We start from the raw sequence: 20,726 nt of genomic DNA on the forward strand, positions 1-20,726 counted from the left end.
GTAACATGCGGAAGATGCTCACCGTCGCCGTCGTCGCCCTCCCCGACACGATCGCCTTCGATCTGGCCACCGCCGTCGAGACGTTCGGGCGCACGTACCTGCCCGACGGCCGCCCCGCCTACCGCGTGGTCGTCTGCGGGACCGAGCCGCAGGTGCAGGCCGGGCCGCTGCGGCTGGCCACCGACGTCGGGCTCGAGGCGCTGGAGCACGCGGACACCGTCGTCGTCCCCGGCCGCAACGACCCGGGCGTGCCGAGCCCGCCCGCGGTGCTGGACGCGCTGCGGAGGGTGGCGGCCGACGGCACCCGTGTCGCCTCCGTCTGCGTCGGCGCCTTCACGCTCGCCGAGGCCGGGCTGCTCGACGGGCGGCGGGCCACCACGCACTGGCGCGCCGCTGACGAGCTCGCCCGCCGGTTCCCCGCCGTCCGTGTCGAGCCGGACCGCCTCGTGGTGGACGAGGGGCAGGTGCTGACCTCCGGCGGCGCCTCGGCCGGCATCGACCTGTGCCTCCACATGGTGCGGCGCGACCACGGCGCCGCCGTCGCCGCCTACGCGTCCCGGCTCGCCGTCGCGCCCCTGCACCGCAGCGGCGGGCAGGCCCGCTACATCGTGCGCAACACCCCCGGCCGAGCGTCCGGCTCCCTGGAGCCCGTGCTCGACTGGATCGAGCAGAACGCCCACCGGGACCTCACGCTGGAGGACCTCGCCCGGGCCGCCCGCACCAGCGTGCGCACGCTCAACCGGCGCTTCCACGCCGAGACGGGCCAGAGCCCCGTCGAGTGGCTCACCGGCGTGCGGGTGCGGCACGCGCAGGAGCTGCTGGAGAGCACCGACCACGGCGTCGAGCGGGTCGCCCGGCAGGCCGGGTTCCCCAGCGTCAGCAACTTCCGGGTGCAGTTCCGGCGGCTGGTGGGGGTCAGCCCGCGGGAGTACCGCGCGGCGTTCGCCGGCGGCTGACGTCTCGCCCTGCGAGCGGCACGGACGCGGGTCACGGTGAGGTGGTCGCCGACGGAAGGAGACCCCATGGCCAGCGTGACCAAGTCGATCGACGTGGACGTCCCGGTGCGCACCGCGTACGACCAGTGGACGCAGTTCGAGCAGTTCCCCCAGTTCATGGAGGGCGTCGAGGAGATCCAGCAGCTGGACCCGACGCACACCCGCTGGAAGACCAAGATCGGCGGGGTCGAGCGTGAGTTCGACGCCGAGATCACCGAGCAGCACCCCGACGAGCGGGTCGCCTGGAACAGCACCAGCGGACCGGATCACGCCGGCGTGGTCACGTTCCACAAGCTCGGCGACTCCCAGACCCGCGTCACGGTGCAGATCGAGTGGTCGCCCGAGGGTGCCGTCGAGGCCGTGGGCAGCGCCCTGCAGCTCGACGACCGCCGCGTGGCCGGCGACCTCGAGCGGTTCAAGGAGTTCATCGAGAAGCGCGGCGTCGAGACCGGCGCCTGGCGTGGCGACGTGAGCTGACCGCCCGTGCGCCACGGGCCCCGGCCGGCACCCGCCGGCCGGGGCCTCGCGCGCTCCGGGCCGCCACGCTGGGAACAGTGCCGGGAACAGTGCCGCACGGCACGAGGTTGACGCGCACATGAGCGACCCCGTGAAGGTGGACATCTGGTCCGACGTGCAGTGCCCGTGGTGCTACATCGGCAAGCGCCGGTTCGAGGCGGCCGTGGCGGCGTTCGACGGCGAGGTCGAGGTGGAGTTCCACTCCTTCGAGCTCTCGCCCGACACCCCGGTGGACTACGAGGGCACGCCCGCCCAGTTCCTGGCCGAGCGCAAGGGTCTGCCCATGCCGCAGGTCGAGCAGATGATCCAGCAGGTCACGGACATCGCCGCCTCGGTGGGCCTGGAGTACGACTACGCGCACATGCACCAGACCAACACCGTCAAGGCGCACGAGCTCATCCACTACGCCAAGGCCCACGGCCGGCAGGCGGAGATGAAGGAGGCGCTGCTCAAGGCCTACTTCGTCGACGGCGGCCACGTGGGGCGGGTCCAGGACCTCGCCGACCTCGCCGCCGGCATGGGGTTCGACCGCGACGACGTCGTGGCGGCGCTCGAGGCCGGCACGTACACCGCCGACGTCAAGGCCGACGTGCAGCAGGCCGCCGCCTACGGCATCAACGGGGTGCCCTTCTACGTGTTCGACGGGAAGTACGGCGTCTCCGGCGCCCAGGAGCCCGCGACGTTCGCCCAGGTGCTGGCCCAGGTCGCCGCCGAGAGGCAGGGCGTCGCGTGAGCGGCGCGCCGCAGGCCCTGCCGGGCCTGACCATGCTCGGAGGTTCCGGCGTCGTCTGCGAGGGCGACGTGTGCTTCGTGCCCGGCGCGGCCCTCGCGCCCGCGGCCGACGGCGCAGCCCGGCGCTCGCTGCTGGACGCCCCGGCGGAGGCCGGACGCACGGCGACGAGGAGCACCTCGGGCACCTCGGGCGCTGGCGGGGCCGCTGGCTCTGACGGCTCTGACGGCTCTGACGGCCTTGACGGCACGGCCTGACTACGCTCGGGCCATGCAGTACACGGTGCGCGTGACACGGCTCGCGGCAGGCTGGCGGGCCGACGTCGAAGGGCTCGACGGCGGCACGGTCGAGGTGGCCGAGTGGGCTCAGCTCGACCCCGAGGTGCGTGCGCTCGTCGCCGACCTCACCGGCGTCTGGATCGAGGACCTGGACCTGGAGTGGGCCGACGCCTGAGACCGGCGAGCCGTGCACGTCTGGTGCAGAGTGATGTTCGTCGGGTGCCAGGCATCGACCCGGGAGCGGGTGATACGACAGTATGGGTGCCGTGGATCTCCGGAAAGACCGATTCGTCCGTGCTGCCCTGATCCCCACGGTGATCGTCGTGGCGCTGGCCAGCGGCTGTGCTCCCTCGTCTGCCGACGCGAGCCCCGACCCTTCCGGCAGCCCCGCGCTCCAGGTGCGTGAGCTGGGGATCCACTCGCTCACCCTGCCCTCCGGCGACCCGGGCGAGCTGGCCGTCACCACCAGCCAGCTCCTCTTCGACCGTGCCCCCGTCGTCGTGCTGGCCACCGCCGGCGACGAGTCGGCGGCCCCGGCGCTCGCCGCCGTGGCGACCGCCCTGAACGCGCCGGCGCTGCTGGTCCACTCCGATTCGGACACCGCGCCGGCCGTCGAGGCCAAGCGGCTCGGTGCGCAGGCTGCCGTCGTGGTGGGCGAGGACGTCGAGGAGCTCCCGGCGCAGGACCCGGCGATGACCGGGGCCCAGGAGCCCGTCGAGGACCTCGCCGCCGCGGCGCAGGTGGTGGCCGAGCGGGCGGGTCTGCACGTGGTCCGGCTCGACCCGGACGCCGTCCTGCGCAGCGAGCCCGGCGGTGGAGCCGAGGGCGCGGCCGGGACGGCCGGCGACGCCGCCGCGGGTGAGCAGGCCGCGCCCGGTGTCGTCGCCGACGACGCCGTCGGCACCCTCGACCCCCGGCGCCTGAGCGCGCTGCGGGAAGAGCTCGCGGAGGCGGCGCCGGCGGTGCGCGACCCGGAGCTGCTGACCGAGGTGCTCGCGCTCGTCGACCCGCAGCCGGGCCAGGAGGCGGCGCTCGCGACGCTGCGCGCGGCCGGCGCCGTCCTGTACGCGGTGCCGGGCGGCGATCCCGGTGCCAGCGCCGAGGCGGTGCAGATGATCCACGACGCCCAGGCGCTGACGGTCATCGGCGTGGGCCCGTCGTTCGACGACGCCGACCGGTTCACCTGGCAGGTGCGGGCCGCGGAGAAGGGCCAGCAGCTGCCCACCGGCACCCAGCGGTTGCTGCCGGCCCGCTTCGACGCCGTCGCCACCCGGCTGGGCCGCACCACGCAGCAGACGCTCGCCGCCACCGACTCCCTCGGCGAGACGGCGCCCGGTGCGGGCGCCGCGGACGCCCCGGTGGTGCCGACCCTGGTGCTGCGCGCCTCCGCACGGCAGACGGCCCCCGGCCCCGACGGTCAGTACCTGCGGGCCGAGGCCGTCGAAGACCTCGAGCCGGTGGTCGCGGCAGCCCAGCAGGAGGGTCGGTACGTGGTGCTGGAGCTCGAGGGCGGGGCGGTCGCGCTCGACGACCAGGTCCGCGCGCTGGCGCCGCTGCTGGCCCGTGGGGGCGTGGGCGTGCTGGTGCACCCCGAGCAGCGCCGCTCGGGCGCCGGCGTCGTCAAGGGCGGCAGCGTGCCGGTCGCCGAGCTGCAGGCCACGGTCGACTACCTTGCGGGGATGGTGACCAAGTCGGCGCTGCCCCAGACGTTGCTGGCCGTGAGCGACCTCGACTCGGCGGTGCAGGACGCGGACGAGCTCGTGGCCCGGCCCCAGGTGGCCGTGATCGACGCCGACGAGCTGCGGTCCCGCCGGTGAGCGGCGCGACCGGAGGCCCGACCTCGCCGGTGCTGGGCCTGGTGCCCTGGCCCGTGTCGGTGGAGCCGCAGGGCGGTGAGCCGCTGGCGCTGCAGGCCGTGCGTCTCGACGTCTCGGCGGCCGGTGACCCGCCGGTCGGATGGTCGCCGCTCGTCGCCGAGCTGCTCGAGCCCGCGGGGATCACGGTCCGGTCAGGCGGGGACCAGCCTGCGTCGGGCGGGAGCCAGGAGGCGCCCGGCGTGCTGCCGCTGGTGCTGCGCCTGACGGACGACGCCGGCCCTGGGGCGGCGGCAGGGCATGGCGCCGGTGCTCCCGACGGCGTGCGCGCCGGTGGGGCCGCGACGAGCGACGAGCGATACACGCTGACCGTGAGCCCGGAAGGCGTCGTCGTCGCGGCGCCCCAGCCGGTGGGCCTGCTGCACGGGGTCCGCACGCTGCGCCAGCTCGTCACCGCGGACGGCTCGGTGCCGGCGGTGGTGGTGCGCGACGCGCCGCGCTACCCGTGGCGGGGCCTGTCGGTCGACGTCGTGCGGCACTGGTTCGGCCCTGCGGTGCTGCGCCGGGTCGTCGACCTGGCCGGGGCGTACAAGCTGAGGGTGCTGCACCTGCACCTGACCGACGACCAGGGCTGGCGGATCGAGATCCCCTCGCGCCCCGCGCTGACCGAGCGGGGCGGCCGCACCCAGGTGGGCGGCGAGCTGCCCGCCGGGGAGCGCGGGTACCTGACGGTGGACGAGTTCCGCGAGCTGCAGGAGTACGCCGCGCGGCGCTTCGTGACCGTGGTCCCGGAGATCGACCTGCCGGGCCACACGAACGCCGCCACCCACGCGTACGGGGAGCTGACGCCCGACGGCGTGCCCACCGACGCGTACGGGGGCATCGAGGTGGGCTTCTCGCGGCTGTGGGCCGACAACCCTGCCACCGAGCCGTTCCTGCGCGACGTGCTCGGTGACGTGGCAGCGATGACCCAGGGCCCCTGGGTGCACGTGGGCGGCGACGAGGCCCCCCAGCTCGACGTCGCGGAGTACTCCGCGATCATGGACCTCGCCCAGCGCGTCGTCCGTGAGGCGGGCAAGACGCCTGTGGCGTGGCAGGAGGCCGCGCGGGCCGGGATCGAGCCGGGCACGGTGCTGCAGTTCTGGGACCCCAAGGTGGAGACGGGCGTGGAGCCGTTCACGCGTGCCGCCGAGGCCGGGGCCCGGTTCGTGGCCTCGCCCGGGTCGAACGCCTACCTGGACATGAAGTACACACCCGAGCACCCGCTGGGCCTCGAGTGGGCCGGGCACGTGGAGCTGCGCGACGCCTACGACTGGGAGCCGGCCGAAGCCGTGCCCGGGGTACCGGCCGACGCCGTCGAGGGGGTCTCGGCCGCCGTCTGGACGGAGACGCTCACCACGCAGGACGAGCTGTTCTCCATGCTGCTGCCGCGGCTGCCCGCGGTGGCCGAGCTCGCGTGGACCACGCCGTCGGGCCGCGACTGGGAGTCGTTCCGGGTGCGTGTGGCCACCCACGCCCCCGGCTGGCGGACCCAGGGCTGGTCGTTCCACCCCACCCCGCAGGTCGACTGGCCCTGAACTGGCCCTGAACTGGCCCTGACGCGGGGCGGGGCGGGTGGCGCGCCGCCTGCACCCGGGCCGTCTACACCCAGGAGGGCAGGCGCACCACGTTGCGCCAGTAGTCGAACGAGACCTGCTCCGCCGTCCACAGCGGGTAGAACGCCGCGGAGACGGCGCAGATCGCCGCCACCACGAGGCCGATCACCAGGATCACGGTGCGGTGCCGTCGCGGCCGGCGCTCGGTGTGCTCAAGGGCTATCACCCCGACGTACACGAGGGTGAGCACCACCCAGGGCGTGAACACGATCGAGTAGAAGGTGAACACGGTGCGGTCCAGGTACTGGAACCACGGCAGCCAGCCCGCGACCGTCCCGGACAGGACGGCCACGGCCCGCCAGTCGCGGCGCGTCACGCCCAGCACGACGACGGCCACGATGGCCAGGGCGGCCAGCCACCACAGCAGCGGGTTGCCGAGCGAGGTGATCGCGGCCGCGCACCTGCTGGTCGCAGTGACCGGGCAGTCGCCCACGCCCGGGTCGTCGCTCTGCCAGTAGAACGACGTGGGCCGCCACTGGACGATCCAGCCGATCGGGCTGGCCTTGTAGGCGTGGTCGGAGTCGAGAGTGGTGTGGAACCGCCACATCTCCGCGTGGTAGTGGGTGAACGAGCGCAGCGCCTCCGGCAGCCAGGTGACGCCCTGGCCGGGGTTCTGCGCCGCCCACTGGCGCATGTACGCCCCGGGGGTGGCGAACCACGACCACCAGCTCGCCACGTACACGACCACGGCGGTGGGCACCATCTGCAGGAAGGCCGGCACGCCGTCGGCGAGCAGGGAGTCCTCCCACCAGCGCCTCACGCCCGCGGAGCGGCGCGCCGCCATGTCCCACGCGACGGTGAGGATCCCGAACACCGCGAGGAAGTACACGCCCGACCACTTGACGCCGCAGGCCAGGCCGAGCGACACCCCGGCGGCCAGGCGCCACCAGCGGAACCCGAGCCGTGGGCCGTACAGCAACGAGGTGCGGCCGGTGCCGGCCACGCCGGCGTCGACGATCGCGGCGACCCGTTCGGCCAGGCGCCGGCGTGCCCACTCCCGGTCCATGAGCAGGCAGCCGAACGCGATCAGCACGAACAGCATGAGGAACTGGTCGAGCAGGGCGGTGCGCGAGTGCACGATCGCCTCGCCGTCCACTGCCAGCAGCAGCCCTGCGACGAGGCCCATCGCCGTGGAGGCGAACAGCCGCCGTGCGATGCGGATCAGGAGGAACACCGCCACGATGCCGGCCACGGCGCTCGCCAGGCGCCAGGCCGTGGAGCTCTCCGCCCCGCCGCCGAGCTGGATGCCCAGCGCGATCAGCCACTTGCCCACCTGCGGGTGCACCACGTACGCGGCCTGGTCCAGGTAGGTGTCGACCTGCCCGGCCTCGAACGCCGGGTTGGGCTCCGGCGGCCACTGCGCCTCGAAACCCAGGTTCCACAGCGTGTAGGCGTCCTTGACGTAGTACGTCTCGTCGAACACCAGGGTGTGGGGGCGCCCGAGCTGCCACAGCCGCACCGCCGCGGCGACCAGCACCACCACGACGGTTCCGAGCCAGCCCCACACCTGGTCGTGGTCGGAGCGGCCCAGCACCACCCGGCGGTGGCCCAGGAGGGTGCGCAGCAGCCGGTCGCGTGTGGGCAGCAGCTCCAGCGGGTGCGCCGACGTCGGGGCGAACAGGGGCTGCTCGGCCCGCAGCTCGCCCAGGTGGCGGGCCCGCACGGGCGGCGGAGCGCCCACGAGAGGGGACTCGGCGCTGACGGGTACGGGCTCGGCGCTGGCGCGGGCGTCCCGGGAGGCGTCGGTCACCCGGGCATCGTAGGGGCCGTGGGATCGTAGGCACCATGACCTCCCACCCCGGTGACCTCGACGACGTCCCTGGCGCCGGTGCGGAGGCGGGCGCGCTCGTGCTGGCCGCGACCCCGATCGGCAACGTCGAGGACGCCTCCCCGCGCCTGCGCCGCCTGCTCGCGACCGCCGACGTCGTCGCCGCCGAGGACACCCGCCGTCTGCACGCCCTCGCGGACCGCCTCGGCGTCACCGTCCGCGGCCGCGTCGTGTCCTCCCACGAGCACAACGAGGCGGCCCGAGCGGACGAGCTGCTCGACGTGGTCGACGGCGGCGGCACCGTCGTCGTCGTCACCGACGCCGGCATGCCCACCGTCTCCGACCCGGGCTTCCGCGTGGTGGCCCGTGCCGTCGAGCGCGACCTGCGCGTCACCACGGCGCCCGGGCCGTCGGCGGTGCTGACCGCGCTCGCCCTCGCGGGCCTGCCCACGGACCGGTTCACGTTCGAGGGGTTCGCGCCGCGCAAGCCCGGCGAGCGCGCCCGGGCGCTGGCGGCGCTGGCCGCCGAGCCGCGCACGATGGTGTTCTTCGAGGCGCCGCACCGCATCGCGGCCACGCTGGAGGCGATGGCGCAGGCGTTCGGCACCGACCGGCCCGCCGCCGTGTGCCGAGAGCTGACCAAGACGTACGAGGAGGTGCTGCGCGGCCCGCTGGGCACGCTCGCGGCCGACGTCGCCGCGCGCGCCGAGGCCGGTGACGGCCTGCGCGGCGAGATCTGCGTCGTCGTCGGTGGCGCGCCGCCCGTCGAGGCGCCCAGCGCCGAGTCGCTGGTGGACGAGGTCCTCGAGCGCGTCGCTGCGGGGGAGCGGCTCAAGGAGGCCGCGGCGGACGTCGCCGCGGCCGCCGGCGTCTCCCGGCGCGACCTGTACAACGCCGCGCTCGCCGCACGGCAGGGATAGTCGACGCGGCGAGCGTGCGCCGTCGGGTCAGACGGCGGCGCTGTCCGCCAGCTCCACGCCCGCCTCCCGCAGCTCGGCCCGGGCGGTCACACCCTGCTCGGCCGAGACGGGGATCGTCAGGTCGGTGAGCACCCGGGCAGAGAACCCGGCGGCCACGGCGTCGATCGCCGTGTGCTTGACGCAGTGCGACTCCACCAGCCCCACCACGTCCACGGCCTCGACCCCGGCGTCGCGCAGCACCTGCACCAGCGGCCGGCCCTGCTCGTCCACGCCCTCGAAGCCCGAGTAGCCGTGCGCGTACTGGCCCTTCTTGACCGACGCGTCCGGCCGCAGGTCCGCCAGAGCGGGGTGCAGCTCGGCGTTCGGGGTCCCGGCGATGCCGTGCGGCGGCCAGCTGTCCACGTAGTCCGGCTCGTCGCTGAAGTGCGGGCCCGGGTCCACGTGCCAGTCCTGCGTGGTGACGACGGCGGCGTACCGGTGGCGGTGCCCCCGCACGTACTCGGCGACGTCGGCGGCGACCTGGTCGCCGCCCTCCACGGCGAGCTCGCCGCCCTCGCAGAACGTGGGCTGGACGTCGACCACCAGCAGGGCACGCCGGGTGGGCTGGACAGGGGTCTCGCGCGGCATGGTCGTCCTCCGTGCTCTCGGGTGCGTTCGAGCCTAGCCCGCGCCCGGGCGCTCGCCGAGGTGGCGTGGCCCACGGGCCGGGCCGGGTGGTCCGGGGCGTGACGCCCCGGGCAGGATGGGGTGATGGAGCACGCCGCGTCCCGGACGCCCGACCGCCGCTGGCCCCGCCGCCGCTGGCCCCGCCGCCGGTGCCACCGTCCGCCCGCCGCGCCGACGGTCGTGCTGCCCGTGGTGCTGTCCCTGGTGCTGGCGGCGTGCGGTGCCGGGGGAGAGGCCGGGGAGCGGGTGACGCCGCCGATCTCCCCGCCCGCGCAGACGGCGCCGCCGTCCGCCCAGCCCGAGGCGCCCGCGGGTGGGGTGCCCGAGGCGCACGAGGGCGCGGTGACCGCGCAGGTCCGGACGGTGGCGACGGGCCTGACGACACCCTGGGGCCTCGCCCGTCTGCCGGGTGGCTCCCTGCTGGTGAGTCTGCGCGACGAGGGCCGGCTCGTGGTGGTGGACCCGGCCTCGGGCAGCGTGGACGAGGTGACGGGCCCGGGGGCGGACGAGCTGGCCGAGCAGACGGTGGCCAGGGGCGAGGGCGGGCTGCTCGGCGTGGCCGTCGCGCCGACGCCGGCCGACGCCGTCGGCCGCACGCCCGCCGGCGGCGACACCGTGCCGCAGGCGCGCGACGACACCGTGCCGCAGGCGCGCGACGACACCGTGCCGCAGGCGCGCGACGACACCGCGCCGCAGACGCGTGACGGCGCCGTGCCGGAGGCGCGCGACGGCGGCTCGCCCGCCGACCGCGTGGCGGTCTACGTCTACCGCACGGGCGCCGACGACAACGCGGTGCTGCGCGGTGTGCTCGACGTCGGCAGCACACCCACCCTCGGTGCGCTGACGCCGGTGGTCGAGGGCATCCCCACCGGGTCGTCGCACGACGGCGGGCAGGTGGCGTTCGGCCCGGACGGTCACCTGTACGTGGCCACGGGCGACGCCGGAGACCGGGAGAGCGCGCAGGACCTGGGCTCCCTGGCGGGCAAGGTGCTGCGCGTCACGGGCACCGGGGAGCCCGCACCCGGCAACCCGTTCGACGGCTCGCCCGTGTGGAGCCTGGGGCACCGCAACGTCCAGGGCCTCGGCTGGGACCCCGCCGGGCGCATGCTCGCCAGCGAGTTCGGTGCGGCCGCCTGGGACGAGCTCAACCAGGTGGTGCCCGGCGGCAACTACGGCTGGCCCGACGTCGAGGGAGCGGCCGACGGCGAGGTGGAGCCCGCCTACCCGGGCGGGCCGCCGGTGGTGGACGGGTTCGTGGACCCGCTCGTGACGTGGCCGCCGGCCGACGCGTCGCCGTCGGGCCTGGCCGTGACCGCAGAGGGCGTGTACCTGGCGGCGCTGCGCGGCGAGCGGCTGTGGCGGGTGCCGCTGCTCGGCACGGACGGCGCCACCGCCGGCGAGGAGGTGCGGCTGGGTGAGCCGCAGGAGCTGCTCACCGCCGCCGGGCGGCTGCGCGCCGTCGTCGCGGACCCGGACGGGTCGCTGTGGGTGCTGACCAGCAACACCGACGGCCGCGGGGCGCCGGGAGCCGACGACGACCGCCTGCTGCACGTCACGCTCGCCCCGTCCTGAGCGGGGGTCGCACGCCTGCCGAGACGGCCTCGCGGCCCCGGTCGGGGCCCGTAGGATCGGGGACCATGACCCACATCCTCTCGGCCGTGGCGTGGCCCTACGCCAACGGCCCGCGGCACATCGGCCACGTCGCCGGCTTCGGCGTTCCCTCCGACGTCTTCAGCCGGCACATGCGGATGGCAGGTCATGACGTGCTCATGGTCTCGGGCACCGACGAGCACGGCACCCCGATCCTCGTGCAGGCCGAGCAGGAGGGCGTCACGCCGCAGGAGCTGGCGGACCGCTACAACCGGGTCATCGTCGAGGACCTCACGTCTCTCGGCCTGACCTACGACCTGTTCACCCGCACCACGACGCGCAACCACTACGCCGTGGTGCAGGAGATGTTCCGCACGGTGCACAAGAACGGCTACATGGTCGAGAAGACGACCATGGGGGCCATCTCGCCGTCCACCGGCCGCACCCTGCCGGACCGCTTCATCGAGGGCACCTGCCCGATCTGCGGGTACGACGGGGCTCGCGGCGACCAGTGCGACAACTGCGGCAACCAGCTCGACCCGATCGACCTGAAGAACCCGCGCAGCCGCATCAACGGCGAGACGCCCAAGTTCGTCGAGTCGAACCACTTCTTCCTCGACCTGCCCGCGTTCGTCGACGCGCTGGGGGACTGGCTGCGCGGCCGCGAGGGCTGGCGCCCCAACGTGCTGAAGTTCAGCCTCAACCTGCTCGACGACGTACGCCCCCGGGCCATGACGCGTGACATCGACTGGGGCATCCCGGTGCCGCTGCCCGGCTGGGAGGAGAACTCGACCAAGCGGCTGTACGTCTGGTTCGACGCCGTCATCGGCTACCTGTCGGCGTCGATCGAGTGGGCCCGCCGCACCGGTGACCCGGACGCGTGGAAGCAGTGGTGGACCGAGGAGAACGCGCGCTCGTTCTACTTCATGGGCAAGGACAACATCACGTTCCACTCCCAGATCTGGCCGGCCGAGCTGCTGGGCTACGACGGCAAGGGGACCAAGGGCGGGGCTCCGGGCCCGTACGGCTCGCTGCAGCTGCCGACCGAGGTGGTCAGCTCGGAGTTCCTGAACGTGGAGGGCCAGAAGTTCTCGTCCTCGCGCGGCGTGGTCATCTACGTGCGCGACATGCTGGCGCGCTACCAGCCGGACGCGTTCCGCTACTACGTGGCCGCTGCCGGTCCGGAGACGCAGGACGTCGACTTCACCTGGGACGGGTTCCTGCGCCGCACCAACGACGAGCTGGTGGCCGGCTGGGGGAACCTGGTCAACCGCACGGCGAGCATGGTGCACAAGAACTTCGGCCAGATCCCGACGCCGGGCGAGCTGACCGACGTCGACCGTGCTGTGCTGGCCACGACGCAGGCGGGGTTCGCCGAGGTGGGCCGGCTCATCGAGTCGCACCGTCAGCGGGCCGCGATCGCCGAGGCCATGCGGGTGGTCGGGGACGTCAACCGCTACGTGTCGGAGACGGAGCCGTGGAAGCTCAAGACCGACCCGGAGCGCCTGGGCACGGTGCTGCACACGGTGACGCAGGCGGTGAGCGACTGCAACACGCTCCTCTCGCCGTTCCTGCCGCACTCGGCGCAGACGGTGCACGAGGTGCTGGGCGGGACGGGCACGTTCGCCCCGCAGCCGCGCATCGACGAGGTCACCGACCTCGACGACGACTCGCGCCACTACCCGGTCATCACGGGTGACTACGCGTTCCCGGCCTGGGAGTCGCGGCCCGTCACGCCGGGCACCCCGATCGACAAGCCGACGCCGGTGTTCACCAAGCTCGACGACTCGATCGTCGAGGAGGAGCTCGAGCGCCTGCGCGAGAAGGCCTGACGAGGCCCCCGACGAGGTCGTCAGGACCAGCGCACGCCGTGGCGTGCGCTGGTCCTGACGCGTGAGGAGCGAGATGGCGCGCACGCGCGAGCGGGGTTTCCCCGTGGACCCGGAGCCGCTGCCGGTGCCGGTGGTGGACGACCACACGCACCTGGAGTCGATCGCCGGCGTGCTGCCGGACGACGTGGTGGCGCCCACGGTGGCCGAGCACGTGGCGCGGGCGGCCGCGGCGGGGGTGGACCGCATGGTGCAGGTGGGCTGCGACCTGCCCTCGGCGCGGTGGACGGACGCGCTGCTGCGGGAGGCTCCCGCCGACGGGGCGCGGGACGTGCGGGGCGCCCTGCTCGGCGCCGTCGCGATCCACCCGAACGAGGCGGTGCTGCACGCGGACGCGCACGACGTCGGGCCGGACGGCATGACGTACGAGCGCGCCGAGCACCACCAGGTGCCCCTGGACGACGCGATCGCGGAGATCGCGCGGATCGCGCGCGGCAACGAGCGGGTCCGGGCGATCGGTGAGACGGGCATGGACCTGTTCCGGTCCGGCCCGCGGGGGGCGGCCGTGCAGCGCGAGTCGTTCCGCGCGCACGTGGCGCTGGCCAAGGAGCTGGGCCTGGCCCTGCAGATCCACGACCGTGACGCCCACGCCGAGGTGATCGAGGTGCTGCTGGCGGACGGGGCCCCGGAGCGCACCGTCTTCCACTGCTTCTCGGGCGACGAGGAGATGGCCCGCCTGTGTGCGGAGCACGGCTGGTACCTCTCCTTCGCGGGCCCGGTCACCTACAAGGCGAACGACCACCTGCGGGCAGCGTTGCGCGCGGTGCCGCTCGAGCTGGTGCTCGCGGAGACGGACGCGCCGTACCTGACGCCGCACCCGTTCCGGGGGCAGCCGAACGCCCCCTACGCGGTGGCGCACACGGTGCGGGCGATGGCGCAGGTGCGCCAGGTCGCGCTCGAAGACCTGTGCCGGGCGGTCTCCGCGAACGCCGAGCGCGTCTATGGCCCCTGGTGAGAGGGCTGCTGACCCGCTACGGTCTGGTGCTCGTGGCACGGACGGGACGCGGGACGCACGCGGGCGGCAAGGGCCGCCGGTACGCCGCGCCCGCCCCGCGGCACGGCGGCCGCGCGGCTGAGTCTCCCGAGGGCCTTGCGGGCGGTCGTGCGTCCGCCAGGTCCGCCTCCCACAGGTCCTCCAGCGCCGGGTCGTCGTCCGGCGGTCGCACCTCCGGCGCCCGCGCTGTCGGCGGCCGCCGTGCCGCGGCGCCCGAGGGGCGGCTGCGGCGGGTGCTGCACGGCGTCGTCGTGCTCGCGCTGGTGGGGTCCACGGTGGCGCTGAACGACGCGCACAAGGCCGTGATCATCGACGACGACGGCGTGGTGCGCCACGTGTCCGCGTACGGCCGCACGGTGGCGGACCTGCTGGCGTTCCAGGGCGTGCCGGTGGAGCACGGCGACGAGGTGACTCCCGCGATGGACGCGCGCGTCGGCGACGGCGACACGATCGTGGTGCGCTCGACGCGGACGGTGACCCTGGAGGTGGACGGGCAGACCTCGACGTTCCAGACGACGGCGCTCACGGTGGGGGACCTCGTGGCGGCGCTGGGCTCGCGCGGGGACGGCGCCGTGGCCTCGGCGTCGCGCTCCGAGACGCTGGGCCGCGAGCCCGTGCGCGTCTCCACGCGCAAGACGGTCAACGTGGTGGTCGACGGCGTGGTGCTGCCGATCCGCACCACGCGCGCCACCGTGGGCGAGCTGCTCACCGACTCCGGGATCGCGCTGGGGGAGCAGGACGCCACGTCGGTGCCCCTGCAGGCCGCCGCGGTGGACGGCATGGTGGTGCTGGTGTCGCGGGGCTCGACCGGTTCGGACACGGTGACCGAGGTGCTGCCGTTCGAGACGCGCACCATCGAGGAGCCGAACCTGCCGCAGGGCTACCGGCAGGTGCGCACCACGGGCCGCCCCGGGCAGGCGGTGACCACGTACGAGACCAGGGCGCTCGACGGCGCGGAGGTGGAGCGCACCGTGGTGGAGCGCACCGTGACGCGCGAGCCGCGCGACGAGGTGATCGTGGTGGGCACCATGGACCCGGCCAAGATCCGTGTGGACCCGGGCTCGGCGAAGGCGGCGGCGCGCGCCCTGCTGGCCGAGCGCGGCTGGGGCGACGACCAGTTCGCGTGCCTGGACCGGCTGTGGACCAAGGAGTCGAACTGGCGCGTGAACGCGGCGAACCCGTCGTCGAGCGCGTACGGCATCCCGCAGGCGCTGCCGGGCTCGAAGATGGCGTCGGCGGGGGCCGACTGGCGCACGAACCCGGTGACCCAGATCCGCTGGGGTCTGGGGTACATCTCCGGCCGGTACGGCACGCCGTGCGGGGCGTGGGCGCACTCGATGGAGCGCGGCTGGTACTGAGACGGGGCAGATTCGCCCGGTGACATTTCCGGACAACGTGGGGCGGGTACGGCGAAACGCCGGGTCCAGCAGTTGGCGTCAGATAACGGCGAGGTTACGGTCGCCTGCAGGAATGTTCTGCCCCACGCTCCCCCGACCGGGTGGGCGGCGACCGATCTGGACCCGTGTGACTGCTCCGAACCCCGCTCAGCCCGACCGCCCCGCGCCGCACTACGGCGCGGGTGCCGAGCCGATGCCGGCCCGCCGCACGGCCCGTCCCGGCCTGGGTGCCGAGCCGATGCCGGCCCGGCGTGCGGCCCACCTCGGCCCGGCCCGCCCGTCGTCGCCCGGTGAGGGCTCCCCGCTCTCGCGCGGGCGCCACCTGGTGGTCGGCACCGTCCAGGCACCGGAGATCGAGGTGCTCGTGAGCCCGCCGGCCACGCCTGGAGCGGTCGTGTCGCCGTGGGCTCGCACGGGCGCGCGGCGGGCGCGGGGCGAGGAGCGGACGGGCCGGCGCCGCCGCCGTGCGCCGCTCGTGGCGGCCCTCACGGCCGCGGCCGTGGTCGCCGGCGGAGCGGTCGCGTACGGCAGCGCCCGCAAGACGATCACCCTCGACGTGGACGGCAACGTCACCCAGGTCACCACGCTGGCCGGCTCGGTCGAGGGGCTCCTGCGTGCCGAGGGCGTCCGGGTGGGCGACCGTGACGCGGTGGCCCCGGCCGTGGAGTCGCCGCTGCGGGACGGCGCCGAGGTGGTGGTCCGGTACGGCCGGCTCGTGACCCTCCTGGCGGACGGCGCGCAGTCGGACGTGTGGGTCACCGCGCTGGACGCGAACGAGGCGCTCTCGCGCCTGTCGGCCCGCGGCGACGACGTGCGGCTCGTGGCGTCGCGCTCGGGCGACCGCCTGTCATTGCCGCTGCGGCTGGTCGCCGACGGCGGACCGGTCGCCGTCGTGGCCGACGGGGAGGCCCGGGCCACCCGGGACGCGGGCGCGGGCCTGGACTCCCTGCTCGAGTCGGTGGACGTCGACGTGGACGCGGACGACCGCGTCAGCGTGCTGGACGCCGCCGACGTCGAGCACGTGGCCGGGGTGTCCGCCGTCGAGGCGGGCGGAGCTGCGCCGCAGGTGGCGCTGCTGGTGCAGCGGGTCGAGGTGCAGGATGTCGAGGAGATCACGCCCCTGCCGTTCGAGCGGGTCGAGCAGGAGGATCCCGACCGGTTCTCCGACCTGCCGCCCCGTGTCACCCAGCAGGGCGTCGAGGGTGCGCACACCAAGGTCTTCCGGGTGACGACGGTCGACGGCGTGGAGGAGTCCCGCGAGCTCGTCTCGGAGGGGGACACCACCCCGCCCGTGGACGAGGTGGTGGTGACCGGTACCAAGGAGCGTCCCGCCGAGACCTCGCGCGCACAGGCGGCTCCGCAGCAGGAGTCGCGCTCGGGCTCGGCGAGCGGGCCGGCGTCGTCCGCCCCGTCGGCCGGGGCTCCGGCGGCGGGTGCCGAGGTGCAGGACGGTCCCGCGGACGCGGCGGCCCCGGAGGGGGCGGCTCCGGAAGCGGCGCCGGCGCCCGCCCCGGCTGCGCCGACGGACGACGTGTGGGCCCGTCTCGCCCAGTGCGAGTCCGGCGGTCGCCCCGACGTCGTCTCCTCGAACGGGCTCTACCACGGCCTCTACCAGTTCAGCGTCTCCACCTGGCAGTCGGTCGGGGGGACGGGGCTGCCCTCGCAGGCGTCGCCGGCCGAGCAGACCGAGCGGGCCAAGATCCTGCAGGCACGCTCGGGCTGGGGCCAGTGGCCCGCGTGCTCGCGCAAGCTCGGCCTGCGCTGACGGGGAGCCGCTCCGCCCGCGGACGACGGCCTCGGCGCGGCTCCTTCCGTGCCCTGGTGCAGAGCGCTCACGTGGCCCGGCCCCCTCGCGGGGCCGGGCCACGGCCGTGCTCCCCGCCGGTGCTCGTGAGGGTGGGTCCGGTCACCTTTTCGCTCTCAGGACTTGGCGTTCGATAACGAAGCGGTTACGGTCGAGTGTCTCTCGGGCGCTGGAGCGCCACGGAGTGTAGGCCCCCCTGCCTTGCACGACGGCGCCCTGGCGCGAGACGACAGGCCCCGGAGCGCCTCCGGCGGGCGAGAAGAGCCCGCCAGGCCCCGGGAGCCCGACCGCCGGATCGGCAGGTCGAGCCCGCCCGCGTGCCCCGGGACCCTGGTCCCGCCGCGCGCCGCGACGCCCCGGCGTCGTCGCGGAGGTCCACCGTGACCGACACCCGCTCGACCGACCGTGCCCGGGACAGCACGACGACTGGACCTGATGAACAACGCTGCACAGCCCGCCGCCGCCCCGCAGGGGCCGCAGGCGGACGTCACCCCCGAGAACACCACCACCCCGACGCGTCGCCGTCTGCGCCGCCTGCCGGTCGTCGCGGGCCTCGTGGCCGCCTCGCTCGCAGCCTCCGGCGGCGCCCTGGCGTACGGCAACGCCCGCAAGACCGTCACGCTCGACGTCGACGGCCAGGTCACCACGGTGGCCACGTTCGCCGGCTCCGTCGACGGCCTCCTGCAGGCGCAGGGCGTGCGCGTGGGCGACCGCGACGCCGTCACCCCCGCCGCCGACGAGCGGCTCACCGAGGGCGCCGACGTCGTCGTGCGCTACGGGCGCGAGCTCACCCTCCAGGCCGACGGCCAGGAGTCGCAGGTCTGGGTCACCGCGCTCGACGCGGACGAGGCGCTGTCGGCGCTCTCCTCCCGCGGCGGCGACGTGGCCCTCGTCGCGTCCCGCTCCGCCGACCGCAGCGACATCGGCCTGCGCCTCGACGCCGACAAGCCTGTCGCCGTCGTCGCGGACGGGGAGACCCGCACCGCCGAGGACGGCGCCGCCGACGTCGAGCACGTGCTCGACGCCGTCGACGTCGAGCTGGGCGAGCAGGACCGCGTCCGCGTGACGGACGCCGCCGCTGCGGGCGTCCAGCCGCAGGACGGCGCCCCCGCGCCGGGCGTGGCCGTCGTCGTCCAGCGCGTCGCGCAGGAGGACGTCGCCACCGAGCACCCCATCGGGTTCGAGACCCAGACCACCGAGGACGGCGACCTGTACGAGGGCGAGTCCAAGGTGGTCCAGGAGGGCAAGGAGGGCGTGCGCACCGTCGTCGAGCGGGTGGTGACCGTGGACGGCCAGGAGGAGTCCCGCGAGGTGCTCTCCGACGACGTCACGGCCGAGCCCGTCGCCAAGATCGTGGCCAAGGGCACCAAGGAGCGCCCGGCACCCCAGCCGGTGGCTCCCCGCTCCTCGGGCTCCTCCAGCGGTACCTCCGAGGAGGCCGCCACCACGTCCGGCCCGTCCGTGAGCGGCTCGCCGCGCGCCATCGGCCAGCAGCTCGCCGCAGCCCGCGGCTGGACCGGCGAGCAGTGGTCGTGCCTCGACTCGCTCTTCCAGAAGGAGTCGGGCTGGAACCCGTCGGCCGCCAACCCGTCGTCCGGGGCCTACGGCATCCCGCAGGCGCTGCCCGGCTCGAAGATGGGCTCGGTCGCCGGTGACTGGCGCACCAACCCGGCCACCCAGATCACCTGGGGCCTGAACTACATCGAGGGTCGCTACGGCACCCCGTGCGGCGCGTGGAGCCACTCCCAGGCCAAGAACTGGTACTGACCGGCCCCGCGGAGCCCTGCCGATAGGCTCTGCTGCATGAACTCACGCCCAGGCGCCCTGCTCGGTCCCGCGGAGATCCGCGAGCTGGCAGGGCGTCTTGGTGTCCGCCCCACCAAGACGCTGGGGCAGAACTTCGTGCACGACGCCGGCACGGTCCGCAAGATCGTGCGTGCCGCGGGTGTGGAGCCGGGGCAGCGCGTCGTCGAGGTGGGGCCGGGGCTCGGCTCCCTGACCCTCGGTCTGCTCGAGGCGGGGGCGTCCCTGGTCGCCGTCGAGATCGACCCCGTCCTCGCGGGCCAGATCGCCGCCACCGTCGCCGAGCGGCTGCCCGGCGCGGACTTCGAGGTGGTGCTCTCGGACGCCCTCGACGTCACCTCCCTGCCGGGCGAGCCTCCCACCGCGCTCGTGGCGAACCTGCCCTACAACGTGGCCGTGCCCGTGCTGCTGACGATGCTCGAGCGGTTCCCCACCCTGGAGCGGGTGCTGGTCATGGTGCAGGCCGAGGTGGCCGACCGGGTGGCCGCCGCCCCCGGCTCGAAGGTCTACGGGGTGCCCTCGGTCAAGGCGGCCTGGTATGCGCGGGCCTGGCGCTCGTTCGACGTCAGCCGCAACGTGTTCTGGCCGGTGCCCAACGTGGACTCCGCCCTGGTCGCGCTCGAGCGGCGCGAGCCACCGGCCACCTCCGCCACCCGCGAGGAGGTGTTCGCCGTCGTCGACGCCGCGTTCGCCCAGCGACGCAAGACGCTCCGCGCGGCGCTGTCCGGCCTGTTCGGGTCGGGGGCGGCAGCCGAGACGGCCCTGCGCGCGGCGGGGGTGGACCCGTCGGCCCGCGGAGAGACGCTCGGGGTCGAGGAGTTCGCACGCATCGCCGAGCAGCGGCGTGCCGCGGGCGCGGACCCCGACGGCGTGCAGCACGGCTCAGCCCCTGGCACGGTGGGGGCGTGAGCCGCCCCATGCCGTCGAGCACCCCGTCGACCGCCCTGCGGGGACGCCGCCCGTGAGCCGTCACCGCCTCACGGCAGCACCGTCCCCGTCGGTGCGCGTGCGCGCGCCCGGCAAGGTGAACCTGTCGCTGCGCGTCGGGCCCGTGGGGGAGGACGGCTACCACCCGCTGGTGAGCGTGTTCCAGGCGGTGAGCCTGTTCGAGGAGGTCACCGCCACGCAGGTCTCGCCCGGTTCGGGCGTCTCGCTGACCGTCGAGGGCCCGCAGGCGGCGGGCGTGCCGCTCGACGCGACCAACCTGGCCTGGCGCGCCGCGGACGTCCTGGCCCGGCACGTCGGCGTGGAGCCCGACGTCGCGCTGCACGTGCGCAAGGGCGTGCCCGTGGCGGGCGGCATGGCGGGCGGCTCGGCGGACGCGGCAGCGGCCCTCGTGGCCTGCGACGCGCTGTGGGAGACGGGCGTGCCCCGCAGCGAGCTCGGGGTGCTGGCCGCGCGGCTCGGCGCCGACGTCCCCTTCTGCCTCCTCGGGCACACCGCCGTCGGCACGGGCCGCGGCGACCTGCTGACCCCCGCCATGACGCGCGGCGAGTTCCACTGGGTGTTCGCCGCCTCGGAGGAGGGGTTGTCGACCCCGCGCGTGTTCGCCGCCTACGACGAGCTCACCGGTGGCCAGGCGCCGCCCGTGGGCGTCGAGGACGACACCGCGCTGATGCAGGCGCTGCGCGCCGGCGACCCGACGGCGCTCGGAGCGGCCCTGCACAACGACCTGCAGGAGGCGGCACTGTCCCTGCGCCCCGACCTGCGCCGCACGCTGGACCTGGCGCGGGAGGCCGGGGCGCTGGGAGCGCTCGTCTCCGGCTCGGGCCCTACCGTGGCGGCCCTGGCCCGGTCGCGCCAGCACGCCCTGGCGATCGCTGCGACGTGGACCGCCGAGGGCGCGGCCGACACGGTGTGGACCGCGACCGGCCCTGCCCACGGCGCCCGCGTGGTGGGCTGACGCC

General features: G+C 75.1%; 18 protein-coding genes. 16 read left to right on the forward strand and 2 right to left on the reverse strand.

Annotated elements, in window-relative coordinates:
- Nucleotides 1-14 precede the first annotated feature (14 nt).
- The 7 genes from DNL40_RS04685 (at nucleotide 15) to DNL40_RS04715 (ending at nucleotide 5,910) form a co-directional block, all read left to right on the forward strand.
- Nucleotides 15-956, forward strand: a complete 942-nt coding sequence (locus DNL40_RS04685; protein WP_111250263.1) for a GlxA family transcriptional regulator — start codon at nucleotides 15-17, stop codon at nucleotides 954-956.
- Between the two features lie 66 nt (nucleotides 957-1,022).
- Nucleotides 1,023-1,472: an SRPBCC family protein gene (locus tag DNL40_RS04690; RefSeq protein WP_111250078.1), complete on the forward strand. Its 450-nt coding sequence runs from the start codon at nucleotides 1,023-1,025 to the stop codon at nucleotides 1,470-1,472.
- Nucleotides 1,473-1,590: 118 nt separating this feature from the next.
- Complete coding sequence (locus DNL40_RS04695; RefSeq protein WP_111250079.1) at nucleotides 1,591-2,244, forward strand: DsbA family oxidoreductase; 654 nt, start codon at nucleotides 1,591-1,593, stop codon at nucleotides 2,242-2,244.
- On the forward strand, nucleotides 2,241-2,498 hold the full coding sequence (locus tag DNL40_RS04700) for a hypothetical protein (protein ID WP_111250080.1): 258 nt from the start codon (nucleotides 2,241-2,243) through the stop codon (nucleotides 2,496-2,498). The genes DNL40_RS04695 and DNL40_RS04700 overlap by 4 nt, the downstream gene beginning before the upstream one ends.
- A gap of 13 nt (nucleotides 2,499-2,511) precedes the next feature.
- Nucleotides 2,512-2,694, forward strand: a complete 183-nt coding sequence (locus DNL40_RS04705) for a hypothetical protein (protein ID WP_111250081.1) — start codon at nucleotides 2,512-2,514, stop codon at nucleotides 2,692-2,694.
- A gap of 91 nt (nucleotides 2,695-2,785) precedes the next feature.
- Nucleotides 2,786-4,336, forward strand: a complete 1,551-nt coding sequence (locus DNL40_RS16350) for a hypothetical protein (RefSeq protein ID WP_179950938.1) — start codon at nucleotides 2,786-2,788, stop codon at nucleotides 4,334-4,336.
- Nucleotides 4,333-5,910 carry a family 20 glycosylhydrolase gene (locus tag DNL40_RS04715; RefSeq protein WP_245885664.1) on the forward strand — a complete coding sequence of 526 codons (1,578 nt, stop codon included), beginning with the start codon at nucleotides 4,333-4,335 and terminating at the stop codon, nucleotides 5,908-5,910. The genes DNL40_RS16350 and DNL40_RS04715 overlap by 4 nt, the downstream gene beginning before the upstream one ends.
- A 64-nt stretch (nucleotides 5,911-5,974) precedes the next feature.
- On the opposite strand, the gene DNL40_RS04720 is transcribed toward DNL40_RS04715, so the two are convergent.
- Nucleotides 5,975-7,738 carry a dolichyl-phosphate-mannose--protein mannosyltransferase gene (locus DNL40_RS04720; RefSeq protein ID WP_245885665.1) on the reverse strand — a complete coding sequence of 588 codons (1,764 nt, stop codon included), beginning with the start codon at nucleotides 7,736-7,738 and terminating at the stop codon, nucleotides 5,975-5,977.
- Between the two features lie 35 nt (nucleotides 7,739-7,773).
- Between DNL40_RS04720 and rsmI the strand changes: the two genes are divergently transcribed.
- Nucleotides 7,774-8,676, forward strand: coding sequence for a 16S rRNA (cytidine(1402)-2'-O)-methyltransferase (gene rsmI, locus DNL40_RS04725; RefSeq protein ID WP_111250082.1), 903 nt, complete (start codon nucleotides 7,774-7,776; stop codon nucleotides 8,674-8,676).
- A gap of 27 nt (nucleotides 8,677-8,703) precedes the next feature.
- Here the strand turns inward: rsmI and DNL40_RS04730 are convergent, their stop codons facing one another.
- Nucleotides 8,704-9,303, reverse strand: coding sequence for an isochorismatase family protein (locus tag DNL40_RS04730; RefSeq protein WP_111250083.1), 600 nt, complete (start codon nucleotides 9,301-9,303; stop codon nucleotides 8,704-8,706).
- A 123-nt stretch (nucleotides 9,304-9,426) separates the two neighbouring features.
- On the opposite strand from DNL40_RS04730, the gene DNL40_RS04735 reads away from it, so the two are divergent.
- From DNL40_RS04735 to DNL40_RS04770, 8 genes are all read left to right on the forward strand, one after another.
- Nucleotides 9,427-10,914 carry a PQQ-dependent sugar dehydrogenase gene (locus tag DNL40_RS04735; RefSeq protein ID WP_111250084.1) on the forward strand — a complete coding sequence of 496 codons (1,488 nt, stop codon included), beginning with the start codon at nucleotides 9,427-9,429 and terminating at the stop codon, nucleotides 10,912-10,914.
- 65 nt (nucleotides 10,915-10,979) lie between these two features.
- Entirely contained in the window at nucleotides 10,980-12,764 is a 1,785-nt protein-coding gene (metG, locus tag DNL40_RS04740; protein WP_111250085.1) for a methionine--tRNA ligase, read from the forward strand.
- Nucleotides 12,765-12,837: 73 nt separating this feature from the next.
- Nucleotides 12,838-13,776: a TatD family hydrolase gene (locus tag DNL40_RS04745; RefSeq protein WP_111250086.1), complete on the forward strand. Its 939-nt coding sequence runs from the start codon at nucleotides 12,838-12,840 to the stop codon at nucleotides 13,774-13,776.
- A complete protein-coding gene (locus DNL40_RS04750; RefSeq protein WP_245885666.1) occupies nucleotides 13,773-15,173 on the forward strand; it encodes a resuscitation-promoting factor in 1,401 nt (466 codons plus the stop codon). The genes DNL40_RS04745 and DNL40_RS04750 overlap by 4 nt, the downstream gene beginning before the upstream one ends.
- Nucleotides 15,174-15,339: 166 nt before the next feature.
- Nucleotides 15,340-16,977, forward strand: coding sequence for a resuscitation-promoting factor (locus tag DNL40_RS04755; RefSeq protein WP_245885667.1), 1,638 nt, complete (start codon nucleotides 15,340-15,342; stop codon nucleotides 16,975-16,977).
- A 474-nt stretch (nucleotides 16,978-17,451) separates the two neighbouring features.
- Nucleotides 17,452-18,783: a resuscitation-promoting factor gene (locus tag DNL40_RS04760; protein WP_111250087.1), complete on the forward strand. Its 1,332-nt coding sequence runs from the start codon at nucleotides 17,452-17,454 to the stop codon at nucleotides 18,781-18,783.
- Nucleotides 18,784-18,819: 36 nt separating this feature from the next.
- The gene (gene rsmA / locus DNL40_RS04765; RefSeq protein WP_111250088.1) at nucleotides 18,820-19,728 is read left to right on the forward strand and encodes a 16S rRNA (adenine(1518)-N(6)/adenine(1519)-N(6))-dimethyltransferase RsmA; all 909 of its coding nucleotides are present in this window, start codon (nucleotides 18,820-18,822) and stop codon (nucleotides 19,726-19,728) included.
- A 52-nt stretch (nucleotides 19,729-19,780) separates the two neighbouring features.
- On the forward strand, nucleotides 19,781-20,722 hold the full coding sequence (locus DNL40_RS04770) for a 4-(cytidine 5'-diphospho)-2-C-methyl-D-erythritol kinase (RefSeq protein ID WP_111250268.1): 942 nt from the start codon (nucleotides 19,781-19,783) through the stop codon (nucleotides 20,720-20,722).
- Nucleotides 20,723-20,726: the final 4 nt, after the last annotated feature.

The organism is Xylanimonas oleitrophica, assembly GCF_003244315.1.
Taxonomy (GTDB): domain Bacteria; phylum Actinomycetota; class Actinomycetes; order Actinomycetales; family Cellulomonadaceae; genus Xylanimonas_A; species Xylanimonas_A oleitrophica.

What these genes read in the sequence shown, in the direction of transcription:
- DNL40_RS04695 (WP_111250079.1), top strand. Translation starts at nt 1,591, where the DNA reads ATGAGCGACCCCGTGAAGGTGGACATCTGGTCCGACGTGCAGTGCCCG.
- DNL40_RS04760 (WP_111250087.1), top strand. Translation starts at nt 17,452, where the DNA reads ATGAACAACGCTGCACAGCCCGCCGCCGCCCCGCAGGGGCCGCAGGCG.
- DNL40_RS04730 (WP_111250083.1), bottom strand. Translation starts at nt 9,303, where the DNA reads ATGCCGCGCGAGACCCCTGTCCAGCCCACCCGGCGTGCCCTGCTGGTG.
- DNL40_RS04735 (WP_111250084.1), top strand. Translation starts at nt 9,427, where the DNA reads ATGGAGCACGCCGCGTCCCGGACGCCCGACCGCCGCTGGCCCCGCCGC.
- metG (WP_111250085.1), top strand. Translation starts at nt 10,980, where the DNA reads ATGACCCACATCCTCTCGGCCGTGGCGTGGCCCTACGCCAACGGCCCG.
- DNL40_RS04690 (WP_111250078.1), top strand. Translation starts at nt 1,023, where the DNA reads ATGGCCAGCGTGACCAAGTCGATCGACGTGGACGTCCCGGTGCGCACC.
- rsmI (WP_111250082.1), top strand. Translation starts at nt 7,774, where the DNA reads ATGACCTCCCACCCCGGTGACCTCGACGACGTCCCTGGCGCCGGTGCG.
- rsmA (WP_111250088.1), top strand. Translation starts at nt 18,820, where the DNA reads ATGAACTCACGCCCAGGCGCCCTGCTCGGTCCCGCGGAGATCCGCGAG.
- DNL40_RS04685 (WP_111250263.1), top strand. Translation starts at nt 15, where the DNA reads ATGCTCACCGTCGCCGTCGTCGCCCTCCCCGACACGATCGCCTTCGAT.
- DNL40_RS04745 (WP_111250086.1), top strand. Translation starts at nt 12,838, where the DNA reads ATGGCGCGCACGCGCGAGCGGGGTTTCCCCGTGGACCCGGAGCCGCTG.
- DNL40_RS04705 (WP_111250081.1), top strand. Translation starts at nt 2,512, where the DNA reads ATGCAGTACACGGTGCGCGTGACACGGCTCGCGGCAGGCTGGCGGGCC.